Here is a 15,607-nt window from a genome sequence, read left to right on the forward strand (position 1 = left end):
CTGTGGTTACCCGCGCAGTTCCCCGCGCCCCTTACGGGCGCAGCCCTCATTGCCGGGTGCGCAATTCGTCGGCCCGGACCGCTCCGGTATACGGATTCCAGGTAGTTCACCGGAAAACACAGCGGATTCTTTCACCCGCCGTACCGCTGACCACACTGACCTTTCCCCTGACCAGCTGACCCCCTGACAACCTTGCGCGGCACATGCCCCGTGGGTTTGGATTTTGGCAGCCTTGCGGCACGGGGGAAGGACAGGCTGCCGGATTCTGACATCCGGTGACCGCAGCCATAACGCCCCCCATTCCGATGAAGATTCAACCAAGGGCCGGAAATACAGGGGGAGAAATGTATGCACGCCGAGCGCCGCGGCAATTGACCGGGCCCTCGCTCCGCACCGACCCGTCGGCCGAGGGGCACCCACGGATCCGTCCGCACCGCCGGGCACCACGGGTCGCCTCCGCGCGGGGACGTGACTGAGTCTCCGGCGTCCCCGCACATCCCGGGTTCCCCCACCCACGTTCCCTCCGCTCCCCACGCGACTCCCCCGGCCCGCCGCGCCATGCGCCCCCTCCACGCGGGCCGTTCCCTCCCGTACGCGATCCAGCATCCACCCGCCGTCGGGGGTCCGAGCCCCCGAGGCTCGACAGCCGGTGCCGCCCGTACGCCCGTACCGCGGCCGGCCCCTCCCAGGTTCCCCTGCTCCCCGGACACGCTGAGACCGAAGTCGTGCGCCGACGACGCCGCACGCTCCGGTGACCGGCTCCGGGCCACTCCGACCACGGATCTCGACGTCCCTCCGCACCCGTGCACCGCTTCGGACGCGCGCCGCCCGACACCGCGCGCACGGTAATCGCGCCGCCCGCGGCACCGGGACGCCGCGCGGTCGGCACAGCCAGGACGTACTCCCGCTCCAGCCAACTGTCCCTCCCCAACGATCACGGCTGCGCACGCCTGTGCGCGTTCCGCCGAAACGCACCGCGCACCCACAAGGAGGCACGGAATGACGCTCGTCAGCGGAAACCCCGACTGCGTCGGCTTGTTGGACGACCCGAAGGACTGCCCGGCGCCGGAAGCAACGAGGAGAGTAGCCCTCGACCGTTCAGTGGCGGAGCTTTCCCCTATTGTTTTCGCCTCGCTCCCGAGGGCGGATCAACGCCGGAAAGGGCTGATGTATCTGCGGGGACTGCTGGGTGCCACCGGAAGGAAATCGGTCCGGAACATCGCGGCCTTTCTCAAGGACGAGGTCAACGATCAGGGCCTGCACCACTTCATCAACGACTCGACCTGGGAATGGGCCCCGATGCGGGAAGCGTTGGGCCGCCACCTCGTACACCGGCTGCCCCCGCGTGCCTACGTGGTCCACCCCCTGCTCATCCCGAAATCCGGCACGCACTCCGCGGGGGTGACCCGCACCTTCTCCTGGGAACGCGGCCAGGCCGTGACCGCGCAGCAGGTGACCGGAGTCTGGGGCGTGACCACGAACACGGCGAGCCCGCTGAACTGGCAGCTGCATCTGCCCCCGAAGGCGGCCTCCAGGCGCATCCCGGGGAGCGCACGGCGGGCCACGGCCGGCGGGACGGACCCGGAGACGCCGGAGAAGTCGATGGTGAACGCCTACCTGGAGACCGCGGCACGCCTGGCGCTGCCGCGGCGGCCGGTGGTGCTGAACGCCGAGCGGCTGGACGGGATCAAGCTGGTCAGCACACTCGCCGCGGCGGGCTTACGGCACGTCTCGAAGGTCGCCGGGGACACCTGGCTGCTGCCCAGCGACCCCTCGCTGCCCGGCTGGGGGGACGACCCGCTCCAGGCGAGGCGGATAGCGCAGATGGCCAAGGCCGGCCGGAACCGCGTCGCACTCATCCCATACGGCCCTTCTGACACACCCGAACTCGTGGTCACCGTACGCGTCCGCCTTCCCGCCGTGCGCGACGCCTGGGAGCGCGTGCCCGGGAACGGGGACTATCTGCTGGTCGCCGTGGGCCGCAGCCGCGCCCAGTGGCCCGACGAACTGTGGCTGACCGATATGCCGACAGCCGATCTCTCGGCCTTGCTGCGGCTGGTGGGACTGAGCCGTCAAGTGGCCCACCACGGCGTGCCATTGGCCGAGCGCGTCGGAATCAGGGACTTCGTCGGCCGCTCATACGCCGGCTGGAACCGCCACGCCACCCTCGCCTCCATCGCCCACGCCGCCACCCAACTGGCCGAACTCCGCCTCGACAGCACGAACATGACACCAGGAGGAGGCTGGAGCCCCCACTTCTGCTAGGCCGTCCCCGCGCCCCGTAAGGGGCGCGGGGAACTGCGCGACAAGCCACAACGAACCCGCAGCCCGCGGGCAAGGGGCAGGGGCACCCCTCACCGGAACAAGCCGCTGATGGCCACAGAGGTGCGCATTCCGCACAGATCGCATTGGCGGCGGTTGCCTCCGGTGGGCGCCGCCGACAGGATGATCGCTGTGCCGACTAATGCCTCCACAACCCCCCTCGGTGAAGCCTGGCCCCGCGTCCGTACGCCGTGGCCCGAACGCAGCGCCCCGCTCTACGGCCAGGACTTCGCGAACGATCCGTTCTCCTACTACGACAGCCTCCGCAAAACCTTCGGCCCGGTAGCTCCCGTGGCGCTGGAGGAGACCGGGACCTTCCGCGGATATCTCGTCCTGGACCACGCCTACCAGCTGGAGATCCTCCAGAACCGCGGCCATGTGTGGACGCGGGACTCCCGCTGGTACCGGGACTTCGCCGAAGGCACCCTGCCGCCGCACCCGTTGATCCCCCAGTTCGCCTACCGGCGCAGCCGCCTCTACGCCGAGGGCATGGAGCACTCGCGCCTGTCGAGCCCCGGCAACAAGGCGCTGGCCGAGCTCAATCTGCTCCGTACCCGGGACCTCATCGAAGACCTCGCCGAGCAGCTCATCTCCTCGTTCTTCCTCGACGGAGGGCCCTGGGAATGGAACGAGGTCGACATTCTGGAGCAGTACGCGCTGCAACTGCCCCTGCTGGTCATGATGCGGCTGATGGGCATGGACGAGGACAGCGCGCTGGCCACCGGCAACGCCATCCACGAGATGCTCAGCGGCGGGCCCGGGGCCCAGCGCGCAGCCGCTGAGCTCGACTCCCGGATGCGGGCCCTGGTCGACGCGAAACAGCGCGACCCGGGGCCCGACCTCATCTCCTGGATGCACCATTACAACCGGGAGTTGCAGCCGGGGCTCGACGCTCATGAGCTGAGCGAGGACGTGTGGCTGCAGATCGTCGCCGGGCGTGGCGCCAGCACGACCTGGATCTGCAACACCGTGCTGGAGCTGCTGACCAATCCGGACCTGAACGCCGACGTCATCGCGGGCCGCTGCCAGATGGAGGAGGCGATGAACCGCGTCATGTGGGTCAACGCCCCCATCCAGAACCTCATAGGCCGCTGGGCCACCCAGGACACCAGGCTGGGCAGGTATCCCGTCAACTGCGGTGACATGGCGATCATCTGCCTCGGTGCGACCGGCGCCGACCCGGCGATGCTGTCCGCCGGCTTCGACGTCTCCCGCACCAACAGATCGCATCTGGCCTGGGGCGCGGGCTCCCACGGCTGCCCGGTACCCGACCTCGGTACGCTCATCGTCCGTACCGGACTGGAGGTCCTCTGGAACAGGCTGCCAGGGCTGCGGCTGGCCGTCCCCAAGGAGAGCCTGGTCTGGGACCTGCCGTATGTCGCACGGTCCCCCACCGCGCTGCCGGTGGTATTCCCTCTCCCGCCGATGCGCCCGACGAATGGACAGCAGTGGACAGCACAGCACAGCTTTATCTCGAACCCGCCCCGGCCGATCTCCACGGAACCGAAGGAGCAGCCCTCCGCGCGGCAGGGCCGGTTGCCACTGTGGCGCTCCCTGGTGGCGTGGTGGCCAAAGCGGTGACGACCCGGGAGGCGGGCGCCCTGGTGCTGGGCGACCCCCGCTTCTCGAAGGACATCCGGAACTGGGGCGCACACGCCCGCGGAGAGATACCGGCGGACTGGCCGCTGCTGTTCATCGTGGAGGGCAAGGGCCTGCTCACCACCGACGGCGACACCCACCGGCGGCTGCGGCAGCCCATCCAGCGCGCCATCTCCCCCCGTCGCGTACAGGCGCTGCGTCCCCGTATCGAGGCCATTGCCGACCGGCTGCTGTCGCAACTCGCCGCCGTGCCCGCCGGGCAGGAGACGGATCTGCACCGGGGCTTCGCGCTGCCGCTGCCGCTGGACGTCATCTGTTCCCTGCTCGGCGTCCCGGAGGACGGCACGCTGCGCCAGGAGTTGCACGAGCTGTCGGCCGCGGCGATGAACTCCGAGGCCGGCGTGGAAGAGGTGCAGAAGACTGTCGGGCAGCGCTTCCCGGCGACGCTGATGTCCCTGATCGAGCAGAAGCGTGCCCGCGGCGACGAGGACGATCTCACGATGGACCTGGTCGCCGCCATGGACGAGGGTGAGCTGACGGAGGCCGAGGTCATCGGAAACCTCGTGGTCACCGTCATCGGCGGGCACGAGACCACGGCCAACCTGATCTGCCACGCCGTCAGGGGGCTGCTGACGCACCCCGGGACGCTGGAGGCCGCCAGAGCCCGGCAGGAAGCGGGCGAGAACCCGTGGCCCGACATCGTGGAAGAGGCCCTGCGCTGGGAGTCCCCCAGCCGCAACGTCATGTTCCGCTATGCCACCGAGGACGTGGACGTGGAGGGGCAGATCATCCGGGAGGGCGAGGCGGTACTGGTGCCGCTGCCGGCCATCCAGCGCTGCCCGCACGCCTTCCCCGACCCCGATCCCGAGGTCTTCGCTCCCGACCGGCCGGATGCCTCGCGCCATATCGCCTTCGGTGTCGGACCGCACCGCTGCCCCGGCGCGTCCCTCGCCAGGCTGGAGGCCGAGATCGCGCTACGGCGGCTGTTCGAGGTCTTCCCCGGGCTCGCGCTCGCCTCCGGACCGGCGCCCCGCGTGCCGTCCCTGGGCATCAACGGCTATCAGGAGATGCCAGTCGTACTGCGCTGACGGGCCTGTCGCACCGACGGACCGGCCGCGCTCAGGCGTCCGCACGCCATACGAGCGTGTACCGCCAGAACAGCCGGCGGCGCAGCCGCGCCCCCGGCAGGACGGAGCGGGCTTCCCGGAGGATCTCCGGGAAGCCCATCTCCGGCGGCCGGGTCACAGCGGTCATCGCGGGCGGGCGCGCTGCCGTACGGCCCCGGTTCCGCCACCAGCCCACCGCAGCGTTCAACGGCGCCGAGACGGCAGCCAGAAGGTAGTCACCGACGGTCTGCTCCCGCGCGCACCCGACGACGACCAGCGTGCCCCCGGGAGCCAACTGCCGGCGCAGGTGCGTCAGTGCTTCGGTGAACGGCAGGTGGTGCAGGACGGCGACACAGGTGATCACGTCGTACGGCCCGGCGGGATGCCCGGTCAGCGCGTCCCCGACGGTGTAGGTCACCGCTGCTGTCGCGGGCGTGGACTCGCGCGCCCGCGCGACGATCACCGGATCGGAGTCGATCGCCTGGACTTCGTCCGCCCGGCCGGCCAGCAGCCTGGCGAGTTCACCACTGCCGCAGCCGATATCCAGGGCCCGGCCGAAGCGCCGGGGAAGCCGGCGCAGAATCCACCGGTGGTAGTGGGCGTTGTGGTCCCAGGGATGAGCGGCGTTGAATCGGTCGAGTGCGCCCAGGACGCGATGCGGCAGCGTCGTCATGAGGGCAGTCAAACATGACGACGCCGCTGGGTAACTCCCCGCCCGCGCCGGTGCGTACGACGCCGGTTCCGGCGCCGTACGACACCGGGTCCGTCGCGGCCCGCTCACCCTCGTGGCCGACCCCTGGCCCCGCCTGTAGGACCTCTCCGGGGCTCCACCGAACGCTGCTGAATCACCGGGTCACCGGCACCGTGAGCCACGCCCGGACCCGCCCGAAGCTCCACGGGCCGCCGACCTCCCCTCCTTCTGTATCGGACTTGGTGTTCGTACCATCCCAGGATCCGAAAGGGACCTTCGTCTGAGCACCGCAGACGTTGTGCCCGCGCCGCTCACGACTGCGAAGGTGACAGAGTCTTCGCAGCCGCCGTCACAGCCTCGACTCTCACCTGCTCCTACCAGGTGAGGACCGGACCGGTGAACTCTCCCTACTGCCCTGCGGACGCTGCGGCTCCGAACTTCCGGCAGGAGGCAGAGAGGGAGGGGAAGAGGCGGCAGCTTCTGGTAGGTGTGCCGTAGCCGCTCCAGGAGCGTAAGAGGGTGACGGCGGCGTGGAAGCCCGCGCGGGCTCTATCCCATGTGAAACTCTCCAAAGGTGCGCCAGATGGGCATTTCTAGCGGCCTCGTGGGCCCCGTCCAGACGAGCCTGCAGAACACGTTCCTCAGAACCGAGTTGCCCTAGCTGGGTGCCATACTCCCACCCCTGGCGGTATGCCTCCTTCAACTGCTGATAATTCCGTTCCCATCGGCTGCCTGCTCGACGCGTTGCCCGATCCCTGCCCCAACCTTCATGCGCTCCTGTGGCGCGCCTTGATTGCCATTCTGTGCGCACGTCGGCTTCATATCGAACATACTCGTCATCTGAAAATAGACCGTTTCTGCCAGCTTCCGCACCCGCAGCCCACACCTCACCGAGATGCGCATCTTGCATCCGCGGTACAGGCGGTGGGTCCAACAGAAGATTCTGAAAGTAGCAACCGTCTTTCAGTGCCTCCCGTTGCATGTCGGAAAGGAGACTGGCATCACGGGGAACGTGTTCGTCAAAATGCGCTAGGCGTTCGTCAAATGGCACGCCGCCTCCTCACGCTCAGTAGGATCGGGGACTGGAGACGAAGCATCAGCCGCCGCGCCCACCACCGGCCCTGCTCAGGAAATGAGCCCTCAACTCAGTAGTGTTTCGTGAATTCTCTTCATGCCACTCGCACTCGGCCTGAATACGCTGGTCAGCACCTGCTTTGACACCAACTGAAGTGACACGGTCGTACTGCGAAACGGATCGCCTGCTCTCGCGGTTCAATAATCCGCGTGTGACTGCAACCACACGAGAGCTATGCCCAATGCCGGGGCGGTACGTGGTTGAGTCTGAAGGGGACTTTGTCCCCGGGCCACTTGCACCGAGCAGGACGCCGCCCTTGGTGCGGTGCGGCGGCAGCGGGATCACGATGCCGAGCTCCCTCGCGTCGCGCCGCCGCGCGAGCGGAAAGTCACCCCCGCGTCGGCCAAGAGGCGGTGCACGCCGCCGTAGGAGCAGCCGGCCTCCTCGGCCAGTGCCCGGATCGAGGCTCCGCCCCCCGCACGCCGGAGAGCTGCTGTCCACCGTGAAGTTCACGGTGCAGACCCTCGCCGCCGCCAGCGAACTCCAGCGCGAGCTGACGTACGACGGACTGCGCGCCGCCAGGGCCAATGGCAGCACGGGCGGCCGCGTCGACCAGGGGGTAGCCGTACGGCGCGGCCAGGGCTTCACCCTGCGCGTCAGCGCCGTCCCCGCCGTACAGCGAGGGCTCCTCGCTCGCTGCCGGCCCCTCGACGGCACCCAGGGCTCCCGCAGTCCCGGCCCAGCGCAAAGCCCGCCGCGAGTACGAGAACCGGGTCAGCGCACTCGCGTCGACCGGATCATGAAGCGGGCCGCCGGAAGCCGCTGGGCAGGTACATCTACGGTCTGACCGGGCGGAGTTGTGAGTACGCCGCGGGAGTTACCGAGGCTCGTGCCGTGGCGCGACGTCGGACGGGACAGCACGCGGAAGCATCTACAGCGTCGTACCACACCCCCTGAATGAAGGACGTGCTGCATGCCCGCCGATGTTTCCGCCTCCACCCCTCTACCGGCCAAGGACACCCGTGCCCCCGGCCCTGCGCCGGCCCGCACGGTCGCGGGCGTACCGACCTGGGCGCGGCGCGCCGCGATGGCGGTCGTGTGGGTCTCGCTCCCGTCCGGGCTCTGGCGCTTGGCCGTCGTCCTGGGCATCCCACTGGGTCTCGGAGACGCCGAGTACGACGCCATGCTGATACCGGGCTGGGGGCTACTGGTGCTGCCCCTGCTGTCGTTGGCGCAAGAGGGGCTCGCGTTGCTGACACTCGGTCTGGTCCGCCCGTGGGGCGAAGTGTGGCCGCGCCGACTGCCGTTCCTCGGAGGCCGTCCCATACCCGTGTGGGCCGCGGTCGTCCCGGCCGCGTTCGGGACGCTGGCGTGCAGTGTCTACGGCGTGCTCTTCGTCTGGACGACCCTGCACGCGGAGATGGACATCACGCCGTGGGGCAAGTGGATCCTCGATCTCTCCTACATACCGATGGCCGCCTGGGGACCGCTGCTGGGAGTGGTGACCGTGCACTACTACCGGCGCCGCACCCAGGGTGAACACAGGGGGTGAGCACAGGAGGTGAGCACGCCTGGTGAGTGGGCAGAACCAAGTAGGCGGAGGCTCACAACAGTTGCACGTTCCAAGCCGTCGCCATACGCGCTGTGAACGGCGCACTGTTACCCCAGGGCCAGGGCCGCGGTCAGTCAGCAGCGGGCCCTGAACGGCGAGGAGGGAACGAGTCGATGCCCATACCTGTGTGCTCACTGATCACGAACGAACACCAGAGAATCTCCGCCGACGGCGCGTACCACGTGGTGCGCTTCCCGTTCGGCGGAGGGGAATCGTACGACGCCGAAGGCATGCATCAAGTGCGGCAGCCGGACGGCTACGAGGTCACCAACTGGCGCACCGACGACCGGTCGGGGCTGATCTGGCCCTCCGTCGACGGCTGGGGCGTCATCACAGCCATGATCCAGTGGGAGGACGGAAGCTACACCGAACTACGCGACCAGATCGTCCGCGACCCGCTCGGCCTCACGGACAACCCTGTGGACACCACGGCCACGGACCACAGGCGACCCACCCCCGGCATGCAGTGCTTCACCAAGCACTACGAGATATTCGTGCACCCGGACGTGCCGCTGGCCATCCGCGTCGCCCACAACGACTCCCGGTCGCGACATCTCGTGCACGCACAGTTCAAGCTGGCCATCCACACCTGACGCCCCCTCCTCCACCGCGCTGCGCGGCCCGTAAATCAGGCTGAGCACAGGACGACTTGGGGCTACAGTGGGTGAAGCCCAGGTGCGCAGGTAGGGGATACTTCCACTTTTAATGGGGCGGTTGCGGGTTCGAGTCCCGTCGGACGCCGAGGCGTCCGTAGCTCAATCGGTAGAGCACCACGTCTCCCCCACCGACTTGGACCTCTGGGCCCCACACGTGTGGGTCTCCGCGGAGACGAGGAGCGGGTGGGAGGTGTGTGCCTCCCACCCGCTCCTGTTCGCATGCGCGGGGGTGTGTGGTGTCGCGGTGTCTTAGTAGGCGGAGTCGACGTTGTCCATGGTGCCGTAGCGGTCGGCGGCGTAGTTGCAGGCCGCGACGATGTTGGCCACCGGGTCGGTCAGCTCATCGGGGGTGCCCTCGACGTGGTAGGCGTCGAAGGTGGGCTGGATCACCTGGAGCAGGCCCTTGGAGGGGGTGCCCTTCTTGGCGTTGATGTCCCAGTCGTTGACCGCGTTGGGGTCACCGGCCGACTCACGGATGATGTTCCGCTTGATGCCCTCATACGAGCCGGGGATGTCGTGCTTGGCCATGATCGCGCGGGCCTCACGGATCCAGCCGTCCAGGTTGTCCGCGTACTTCTGGCCACCGGCCTCGTCCTCGGCCTTGGCGGCCTGCGCCTTCTGAGCGTGCGCGGCCTGGGCGCTGACGTGCTGCGCGGTGGAGGCGGCGCTCTCGATCGCGGCGGGCTTGGCGGCCGGCTTGGCCGGGGCCTCGGCGTGGGCGGTACCGGCCAGAGTGGTGGCGGCGATACCGGCGGTGCCGACAACCGTCAGGGCGGTGGTGGTCAGGCGGCGGGTGGGCTTGAGGGTACGCAGGGCGTTACGCATGCGAGCGGAGAGCCTTTCGTGGGGGGACGTTCCGGCCACGCGCCCCGGGGCTGTGCCCCGGTCTCGTCGCGACCTGGCACCCACCCTGGAAACCGGCTCCCCGGCCCCGCAAATATGTGACGTACGATCCAGAATCGTCGCAAACCCCCGACAGGCCCGACCACTCCCCGCCCCGCTTTAGGTCAGGGCAATTCGGACATACGAAGGCGCCTCGTATGTGATCTGGACCCTATGGGCGCCCTCACAGCCGACCCCCGCCACGCACCCGACTCACACACTCGTCGTACGGCGATCGAGCACGCAGCGTTACGGCCACAGCCCGGGCTCGGCGGCTGGGTCGTCGACCCAGGCGACTACTCAGGATGTGCTGAATTCAGGATCCCGTGTATCGTCGAGGAATGCTGACTGTTGCCACGGATATCGAGGTGCTGGCCCGGTTCGGCCGTGCGCTCGCGGATCCGATCCGCTGCCGCCTGCTGCTGGCCCTGCGCGAGGCCCCGGCCTACCCGTCCGAGCTCGCGGACACGCTCGGCATCTCGCGTACCCGGCTGTCGAACCACCTGGCGTGCCTGCGCGACTGCGGGCTGGTCGTCACGACGCCCGACGGTCGCCGTACCCGCTACGAACTGGCCGACGAACGGCTCGGGCACGCGCTGGACGATCTGCGTTCCGCCGTGGTGGCGGTGGAGAGCGACCGCGCCTGCGGGGAAGCCGACGAGAAGGGATGCTGCTGACCATGGCGGCGGAGATATCCCTCGCGCCCGGTCCCGCGCGGCGTGACGCGCTGACCCGACGAATACGGCTGCTGGTCGCCGCGACGCTCGCCTACAACGTCATCGAGGCGATCATCGCCCTCACTGCCGGCACCATCGCCTCCTCCACCGCACTGATCGGCTTCGGTCTGGACTCCGTGATCGAGGTTTCCTCCGCCGCGGCGGTCGCCTGGCAGTTCTCGGCCCGTGAGCACGCCGTACGGGAGGCGCGGGAGAAGACCACACTGCGCATCATCGCGGTGTCGTTCTTCGCGCTCGCCGGATACGTCAGTTTCGACGCCGTCCGCGCGCTGGTCGGCACCGGGGAGGCCTCGCCTTCGGTTCCCGGCATCGTGCTGGCCGCGCTGTCGCTGGCCGTGATGCCGTTCCTGTCCGCGGCGCAGCGCAAGGCCGGACGGGAGCTCGGCTCCGCCTCCGCGGTCGCGGACTCCAAGCAGACCCTGCTGTGCACCTATCTGTCCGCCGTACTGCTGGTCGGGCTGGTCCTCAACGCCACCCTCGGCTGGTCCTGGGCGGACCCGATCGCCGCGCTGGTCATCGCCGCCGTCGCGATCAAGGAGGGCCGGGACGCCTGGCAAGGCAAGGGGTGCTGCGCCACTCCGGCCACCGCCGCGCCGCTGCGCGACGAGGGCGGGACCGACGCGTGCGGCTGCCGTCCGGGGTGTGACTGCTGCGCCTGAGTCGCGCAGCGGGTCGTGACGCTTCCTCGGCCCGAGGGACCCAAGGGCAGGTGGCGCGCTGTGAGGCCGCTGCCATACTGCGGGAATGGCAGAGAGTAGCCAGCCAGAACGACGGCCCGGGCGCCCCGCGGTCCTCTCCCGCGCCGCCATCGTCGACGCTGCGGAACGCATTCTCGACGAGGGCGGGCTGGAAGCGCTCACGCTGCGTCGCCTCGCCAAGGATCTCGGCACTTCCCCGATGGGGCTCTACCGGCACGTCTCGGAAAAGGACGAGATCCTCGCCCTGGTCCTCGACCGGCTGGCTGCCCGGCTGCCCCGTCCGCAACTGCCCGAGGAACCACGCGAACGGCTGCTGATGCTGTGGCAGTTCATCCACGACGGTCTCGCCGAGCACGAGTGGACGGTGGAGGTGCTCAGCGCCGGGGACCTGATGGGCCCGTCCGTGCTGTGGCACGTCGAGCACATCGTGCAGGCACTGTGCGACGCGGGGCTACCACCGGAGCAGGCGGCGGACTGCTACCTGGCGACCTGGCACTACACCGTGGGCCACCTGGGAGTACGTACGGCGACGGCCCGGCGCAGCCGGAAGGCCCAGGGCGAGCAGCCGTACGCGCTGCGGGTGCTGGCCCAGGTCGATCCGGCGAGGATGCCGGTACTGGCCTCGCTCCACGACCACTGGGCACGGGCCCGGGGGCGCGACCTGTACCCCGAGGCGCTGGAGCGGCTGCTGGACGGATGGCTGGCACGCGGTTGACGCCGCCTCGCGAGCATGTTTGCGTACATGTACGCAAACCTTTCGGTACCGGCCCCGACGACACCTCCCGCAAGGACGGCCGACATAGCGAGGACGGGGCGTCCCGGCCCCGGCCCGGAGAGGAGGAGCCATGGACGAGGCCACGCTGCGCGCTCTGTACGAGCGCTGGCTGAAGGAGCTGTGGAACGGGGATCTGTCCGTCGCCGAGGAGATCGTCGCCCCCGGGTTCACCATCCATCACGGCGCGATCCAGCCGGGCGGTGACAACGAGCTGACAGGGCCCGACGGGATCGCGAGCCTGATCTCCATGAGCCGGGAGTACTTCGACGACCTGACCTTCGAGACCGAGGTCGGCCCTGTGGTGCAGGACGATCTGCTCAGCGCCCGCTGGGTCGGCCGCGGCACCTACAAAGGAGGCTTCCCCGGAGCCACCGCCGAACCCGGGACGAAGGTCGTCTTCCGCGGCAACGACATCCTGCGAGGCGCCGACGGCCGGTTCGTCGCCTACTGGGTGTGCTCCGACGGCCAGTACCTGTCCCAGCAGCTCGGGGCCGCCTGACCTCATCCCCCCGGCCGCCGACCCCCGCTCCCTCTCACCGCACGTACAGCTCGACGGCCCGCCCGTCCGGGTCGTCGACCACATGCCGGCCCGGTGCCAACGGCGGGCTCATCTCCCGCCCCACGACGTCGAAGCCCAGCCGCACGCTGGAGACCGGTCGCCGGTCCGTCGCCGGATACAGCTCGACCACGGTGCCGTCGGGCAGGGTGGCAGCGTAGTGAAGAGGGCCCTTCCCATGGCGCTCCGCCACGAAGGAGAGGCCGAGGCCGCTGTAGAAGCGGCGGGTCTCCTGCAGGTGCTCCGTGTAGAGAACCACCAGTGCGATACGCGCACCCGCCGCGCTGTTCGTCATGGGCACCGACTGTGCCAAAGCTTCAGGACAGAGACGAGGAGCGGGTGGGAGGTGTGTGCCTCCCACCCGCTCCTGTTCGCATGCGCGGGGGTACGTGGGGTGTCGTGGTGTCTTAGTAGGCGGAGTCGACGTTGTCCATGGTGCCGTAGCGGTCGGCGGCGTAGTTGCAGGCCGCGACGATGTTGGCCACCGGGTCGGTCAGCTCATCCGGGGTGCCCTCGACGTGGTAGGCGTCGAAGGTCGGCTGGATCACCTGGAGCAGGCCCTTGGAGGGAGTGCCCTTCTTGGCGTTGATGTCCCAGTCGTTGACCGCGTTGGGGTCACCGGCCGACTCACGGATGATGTTCCGCTTGATGCCCTCATAAGAGCCGGGGATGTCGTGCTTGGCCATGATCGCGCGGGCCTCACGGATCCAGCCGTCCAGGTTGTCCGCGTACTTCTGGCTGCCACCGGCCTCGTCCTCAGCCTTCGCGGCCTCAGCCTTCTGAGCGTGCGCGGCCTGCGCGCTGACGTGCTGCGCAGTCGAGGCAGCGCTCTCGATGGCGGCGGGCTTCGCGGCCGGCTTGGCCGGGGCCTCGGCGTGGGCGGTGCCGGCCAGAGTGGTGGCGGCGATACCGGCGGTGCCGACAACCGTGAGGGCGGTGGTGGTCAGGCGGCGGGTGGGCTTGAGGGTACGCAGGGCGTTACGCATGCGAGCGGAGAGCCTTTCGTGGGGGGACGTTCCGGCCACGGCATCCCGGGGGGTGCGCCCCGGTCTCGTCGCGACCTGGCACCCACCCTGGAAACCGGCTCCCCGGCCCCGCAAATATGTGATGTACTACCCCAAGTAGTGCACAACATCGAGCCGCTCGCGCCGCCACGCCGCTCGCCCCGATCAACGCGGGCGGCTCGTACGACCTCGTTTCGTAAGTGATCTGGGCCCTATGGGCGCCCTCACACAAACGTGCGCCCCGCGACCGCGGAAGCCGTGGTCGCGGGGCGGGAAACCGGGCCGGCTCCGGCCCGTCGGAAGGGGATGTGCACCGCGCTCGGCGTCAGCCGCTGATCTGCTTGGCCTCGCCGCCGCCGCGGATCTGGATCTTGCGGGGCTTGGCCTGTTCGGCGACGGGGACGCGGACGGTCAGGACACCGGCGTCGTAGGAGGCGCTGATGCTGTCCGTGTCCAGGGTGTCACCGAGGAAGATCTGGCGACTGAAGTGGCCGACCGGGCGCTCGGCCGCAATCTGCTCGGCGTCCTGCGGCGTCGCCGTGCGGCGCTCGGCGCGGACCGTTAGGACGTTGCGCTCGACGTCCAGGTCGATGGAGTCGGCGTCGACACCGGGCAGATCGAGGTGCATGACCACGTCGTCACCGGCACGGTAGGCGTCCATCGGCATTCCGGCGGGCCTGGCGGTGGTGCCGAAGAAGTGCTCGGTGAGCCGGTCCAGGTCCCGGAAGGGGTCGGTACGCATGAGCATCACGGTCATCTCCTTCCCGCGAGCCATCCGTCCGGGGACACCGTGCCCCCGGCGCTGCGATGCCCTACACCACTTATATAACTCACGAACAGGAAACTTGCCAAGGCTGGACTCAACCTTGATTTTTCCGCAGGTCAGAGGGCCTGACCGGGCGCATCAGAGGCACCTGCGTCACCGGGGCGCCGGAGAGCGTTGCGACAGCGGTCCGCCTGGGCCAGCAGGGCTTCGGCCAGCTCGGGCGGCCCGTCCTCGAGGGTGAAGTCCGTGTGCACGGACGTGAGCATCCAGAGCAGGTCGGGCACCGTGTCGGCACCGACGTACAGCAGACAGCTCCGGTCGTCCACGGCTTCGAGGACCCCCATGCCCGGCCAGACCCGCTCGGCCGCGGTCTCCGCGGACGCGTGCAGGGTGACGGTGGCCTGGTAGGTCCAGGTCCGGGCGGAGAGCTGGTGGTCGAGGTACGTCGCCGGGTCGCCGTGCGGCAGCGGGCGAGGGGTGAAGCGGGGGCCGGTCGGGGTGCGCGGGCGGAGTCGGTCGACGCGGAAGCTGCGCCAGTCGGCGCGTTCGAGGTCCCAGGCGATCAAGTACCAGCGGCCGCCGAAGTGGACCAGGCTGTGCGGCTCGACGTCGCGGCGGGTCTCACGGTCGTGGGCGCTGGTGTAGTCGAAGCGCAGCCGTTCCCTGCGGCGGCAGGCTTCCGCGAGGGCCAGCAGGGTGTCGGGGCTGACCCGCGGGCCGGCGGCCCCCACATGGACGGTGGTCGTCTGGAGGACGTTGACCCGGTGGCGCAGCCGGGAGGGCAGCACCTGTTCGAGTTTGGCGAGGGCGCGCAGTGCGGTCTCCTCGATGCCGGCGACCGCACTGCCCGCCGTGGTGCGCAGCCCCACGGCGACGGCGACCGCCTCGTCGTCGTCGAGCAGCAGGGGCGGCAGGGCAGCCCCCGCGGCCAGCCGGTATCCGGCGGTGCCCTGGACGGAGTGCACCGGGTAGCCGAGCTCGCGGAGCCTGACGATGTCGCGGCGTACGGTGCGGCCGGTGACGCCGAGACGGGTGGCGAGTTCCTCGCCGGAGCGGTCCTGGCCGGTCTGCAACAGGGACAGGAGCCTGAGCAGTCGCGCGGAAGTGTTCGCCATGCCTGCTGCTTTC

At 69.4% G+C, this 15,607-nt stretch carries 16 protein-coding genes and 1 pseudogene; 10 read left to right on the forward strand and 7 right to left on the reverse strand.

Annotation, left to right across the window (positions count from 1 at the left end):
* Window positions 1–999 precede the first annotated feature (999 nt).
* The 3 genes from ACQEU8_RS04660 (at window position 1,000) to ACQEU8_RS04670 (ending at window position 5,009) form a co-directional block, all read left to right on the forward strand.
* Window positions 1,000–2,265, forward strand: coding sequence for an IS701 family transposase (locus tag ACQEU8_RS04660; RefSeq protein ID WP_433097081.1), 1,266 nt, complete (start codon window positions 1,000–1,002; stop codon window positions 2,263–2,265).
* 189 nt (window positions 2,266–2,454) lie between these two features.
* Complete coding sequence (locus ACQEU8_RS04665) at window positions 2,455–3,903, forward strand: cytochrome P450 (RefSeq protein WP_433097083.1); 1,449 nt, start codon at window positions 2,455–2,457, stop codon at window positions 3,901–3,903.
* Window positions 3,900–5,009, forward strand: a complete 1,110-nt coding sequence (locus ACQEU8_RS04670; protein ID WP_433097085.1) for a cytochrome P450 — start codon at window positions 3,900–3,902, stop codon at window positions 5,007–5,009. The genes ACQEU8_RS04665 and ACQEU8_RS04670 overlap by 4 nt, the downstream gene beginning before the upstream one ends.
* A gap of 31 nt (window positions 5,010–5,040) precedes the next feature.
* On the opposite strand, the gene ACQEU8_RS04675 is transcribed toward ACQEU8_RS04670, so the two are convergent.
* Window positions 5,041–5,700 (reverse strand): class I SAM-dependent methyltransferase, encoded by a 660-nt coding sequence (locus ACQEU8_RS04675; protein WP_433097087.1) that lies wholly within the window; start codon window positions 5,698–5,700, stop codon window positions 5,041–5,043.
* 1,434 nt (window positions 5,701–7,134) lie between these two features.
* Window positions 7,135–7,266 (reverse strand): annotated as a pseudogene (locus ACQEU8_RS04680) (helix-turn-helix domain-containing protein); the annotation flags it as partial.
* Here ACQEU8_RS04680 and ACQEU8_RS04685 point away from each other — a divergent pair.
* From ACQEU8_RS04685 to ACQEU8_RS04695, 3 genes are all read left to right on the forward strand, one after another.
* Complete coding sequence (locus tag ACQEU8_RS04685; RefSeq protein WP_433097089.1) at window positions 7,245–7,640, forward strand: hypothetical protein; 396 nt, start codon at window positions 7,245–7,247, stop codon at window positions 7,638–7,640. The pseudogene ACQEU8_RS04680 and the gene ACQEU8_RS04685 overlap by 22 nt on opposite strands.
* Window positions 7,641–7,766: 126 nt before the next feature.
* The gene (locus ACQEU8_RS04690; protein ID WP_433097091.1) at window positions 7,767–8,345 is read left to right on the forward strand and encodes a hypothetical protein; all 579 of its coding nucleotides are present in this window, start codon (window positions 7,767–7,769) and stop codon (window positions 8,343–8,345) included.
* Window positions 8,346–8,518: 173 nt separating this feature from the next.
* Complete coding sequence (locus ACQEU8_RS04695; RefSeq protein WP_433097093.1) at window positions 8,519–8,998, forward strand: hypothetical protein; 480 nt, start codon at window positions 8,519–8,521, stop codon at window positions 8,996–8,998.
* Between the two features lie 312 nt (window positions 8,999–9,310).
* On the opposite strand, the gene ACQEU8_RS04700 is transcribed toward ACQEU8_RS04695, so the two are convergent.
* Window positions 9,311–9,886, reverse strand: a complete 576-nt coding sequence (locus tag ACQEU8_RS04700; protein WP_433097095.1) for a transglycosylase SLT domain-containing protein — start codon at window positions 9,884–9,886, stop codon at window positions 9,311–9,313.
* Between the two features lie 398 nt (window positions 9,887–10,284).
* On the opposite strand from ACQEU8_RS04700, the gene ACQEU8_RS04705 reads away from it, so the two are divergent.
* The 4 genes from ACQEU8_RS04705 (at window position 10,285) to ACQEU8_RS04720 (ending at window position 12,652) form a co-directional block, all read left to right on the forward strand.
* Complete coding sequence (locus ACQEU8_RS04705; protein WP_433097097.1) at window positions 10,285–10,620, forward strand: ArsR/SmtB family transcription factor; 336 nt, start codon at window positions 10,285–10,287, stop codon at window positions 10,618–10,620.
* Entirely contained in the window at window positions 10,611–11,339 is a 729-nt protein-coding gene (locus ACQEU8_RS04710) for a cation transporter (RefSeq protein WP_433097099.1), read from the forward strand. The genes ACQEU8_RS04705 and ACQEU8_RS04710 overlap by 10 nt, the downstream gene beginning before the upstream one ends.
* A gap of 85 nt (window positions 11,340–11,424) precedes the next feature.
* A complete protein-coding gene (locus ACQEU8_RS04715; RefSeq protein WP_433097101.1) occupies window positions 11,425–12,093 on the forward strand; it encodes a TetR/AcrR family transcriptional regulator in 669 nt (222 codons plus the stop codon).
* 130 nt (window positions 12,094–12,223) lie between these two features.
* The gene (locus ACQEU8_RS04720) at window positions 12,224–12,652 is read left to right on the forward strand and encodes an ester cyclase (RefSeq protein WP_433097103.1); all 429 of its coding nucleotides are present in this window, start codon (window positions 12,224–12,226) and stop codon (window positions 12,650–12,652) included.
* A 34-nt stretch (window positions 12,653–12,686) separates the two neighbouring features.
* Here the strand turns inward: ACQEU8_RS04720 and ACQEU8_RS04725 are convergent, their stop codons facing one another.
* From ACQEU8_RS04725 to ACQEU8_RS04740, 4 genes are all read right to left on the reverse strand, one after another.
* Entirely contained in the window at window positions 12,687–13,004 is a 318-nt protein-coding gene (locus ACQEU8_RS04725) for a VOC family protein (RefSeq protein WP_433097105.1), read from the reverse strand.
* Window positions 13,005–13,116: 112 nt separating this feature from the next.
* Window positions 13,117–13,695, reverse strand: coding sequence for a transglycosylase SLT domain-containing protein (locus tag ACQEU8_RS04730; RefSeq protein ID WP_433097107.1), 579 nt, complete (start codon window positions 13,693–13,695; stop codon window positions 13,117–13,119).
* A gap of 343 nt (window positions 13,696–14,038) precedes the next feature.
* On the reverse strand, window positions 14,039–14,461 hold the full coding sequence (locus tag ACQEU8_RS04735; RefSeq protein WP_433102145.1) for an Hsp20/alpha crystallin family protein: 423 nt from the start codon (window positions 14,459–14,461) through the stop codon (window positions 14,039–14,041).
* A gap of 134 nt (window positions 14,462–14,595) precedes the next feature.
* On the reverse strand, window positions 14,596–15,594 hold the full coding sequence (locus ACQEU8_RS04740) for a helix-turn-helix transcriptional regulator (RefSeq protein WP_433097109.1): 999 nt from the start codon (window positions 15,592–15,594) through the stop codon (window positions 14,596–14,598).
* Window positions 15,595–15,607 lie beyond the last annotated feature (13 nt).

Origin of the sequence: Streptomyces sp. CA-250714 (genome assembly GCF_050936705.1) — a bacterium.
Lineage (GTDB): Bacteria > Actinomycetota > Actinomycetes > Streptomycetales > Streptomycetaceae > Streptomyces.

Bases quoted from the DNA above. Each gene is read 5' to 3' on its own strand.
- ACQEU8_RS04660 (WP_433097081.1), top strand. From the start codon at position 1,000: ATGACGCTCGTCAGCGGAAACCCCGACTGCGTCGGCTTGTTGGACGAC.
- ACQEU8_RS04690 (WP_433097091.1), top strand. From the start codon at position 7,767: ATGCCCGCCGATGTTTCCGCCTCCACCCCTCTACCGGCCAAGGACACC.
- ACQEU8_RS04705 (WP_433097097.1), top strand. From the start codon at position 10,285: ATGCTGACTGTTGCCACGGATATCGAGGTGCTGGCCCGGTTCGGCCGT.
- ACQEU8_RS04725 (WP_433097105.1), bottom strand. From the start codon at position 13,004: ATGACGAACAGCGCGGCGGGTGCGCGTATCGCACTGGTGGTTCTCTAC.
- ACQEU8_RS04730 (WP_433097107.1), bottom strand. From the start codon at position 13,695: ATGCGTAACGCCCTGCGTACCCTCAAGCCCACCCGCCGCCTGACCACC.
- ACQEU8_RS04700 (WP_433097095.1), bottom strand. From the start codon at position 9,886: ATGCGTAACGCCCTGCGTACCCTCAAGCCCACCCGCCGCCTGACCACC.
- ACQEU8_RS04720 (WP_433097103.1), top strand. From the start codon at position 12,224: ATGGACGAGGCCACGCTGCGCGCTCTGTACGAGCGCTGGCTGAAGGAG.
- ACQEU8_RS04740 (WP_433097109.1), bottom strand. From the start codon at position 15,594: ATGGCGAACACTTCCGCGCGACTGCTCAGGCTCCTGTCCCTGTTGCAG.
- ACQEU8_RS04715 (WP_433097101.1), top strand. From the start codon at position 11,425: ATGGCAGAGAGTAGCCAGCCAGAACGACGGCCCGGGCGCCCCGCGGTC.
- ACQEU8_RS04675 (WP_433097087.1), bottom strand. From the start codon at position 5,700: ATGACGACGCTGCCGCATCGCGTCCTGGGCGCACTCGACCGATTCAAC.
- ACQEU8_RS04695 (WP_433097093.1), top strand. From the start codon at position 8,519: ATGCCCATACCTGTGTGCTCACTGATCACGAACGAACACCAGAGAATC.
- ACQEU8_RS04710 (WP_433097099.1), top strand. From the start codon at position 10,611: ATGCTGCTGACCATGGCGGCGGAGATATCCCTCGCGCCCGGTCCCGCG.
- ACQEU8_RS04735 (WP_433102145.1), bottom strand. From the start codon at position 14,461: ATGCTCATGCGTACCGACCCCTTCCGGGACCTGGACCGGCTCACCGAG.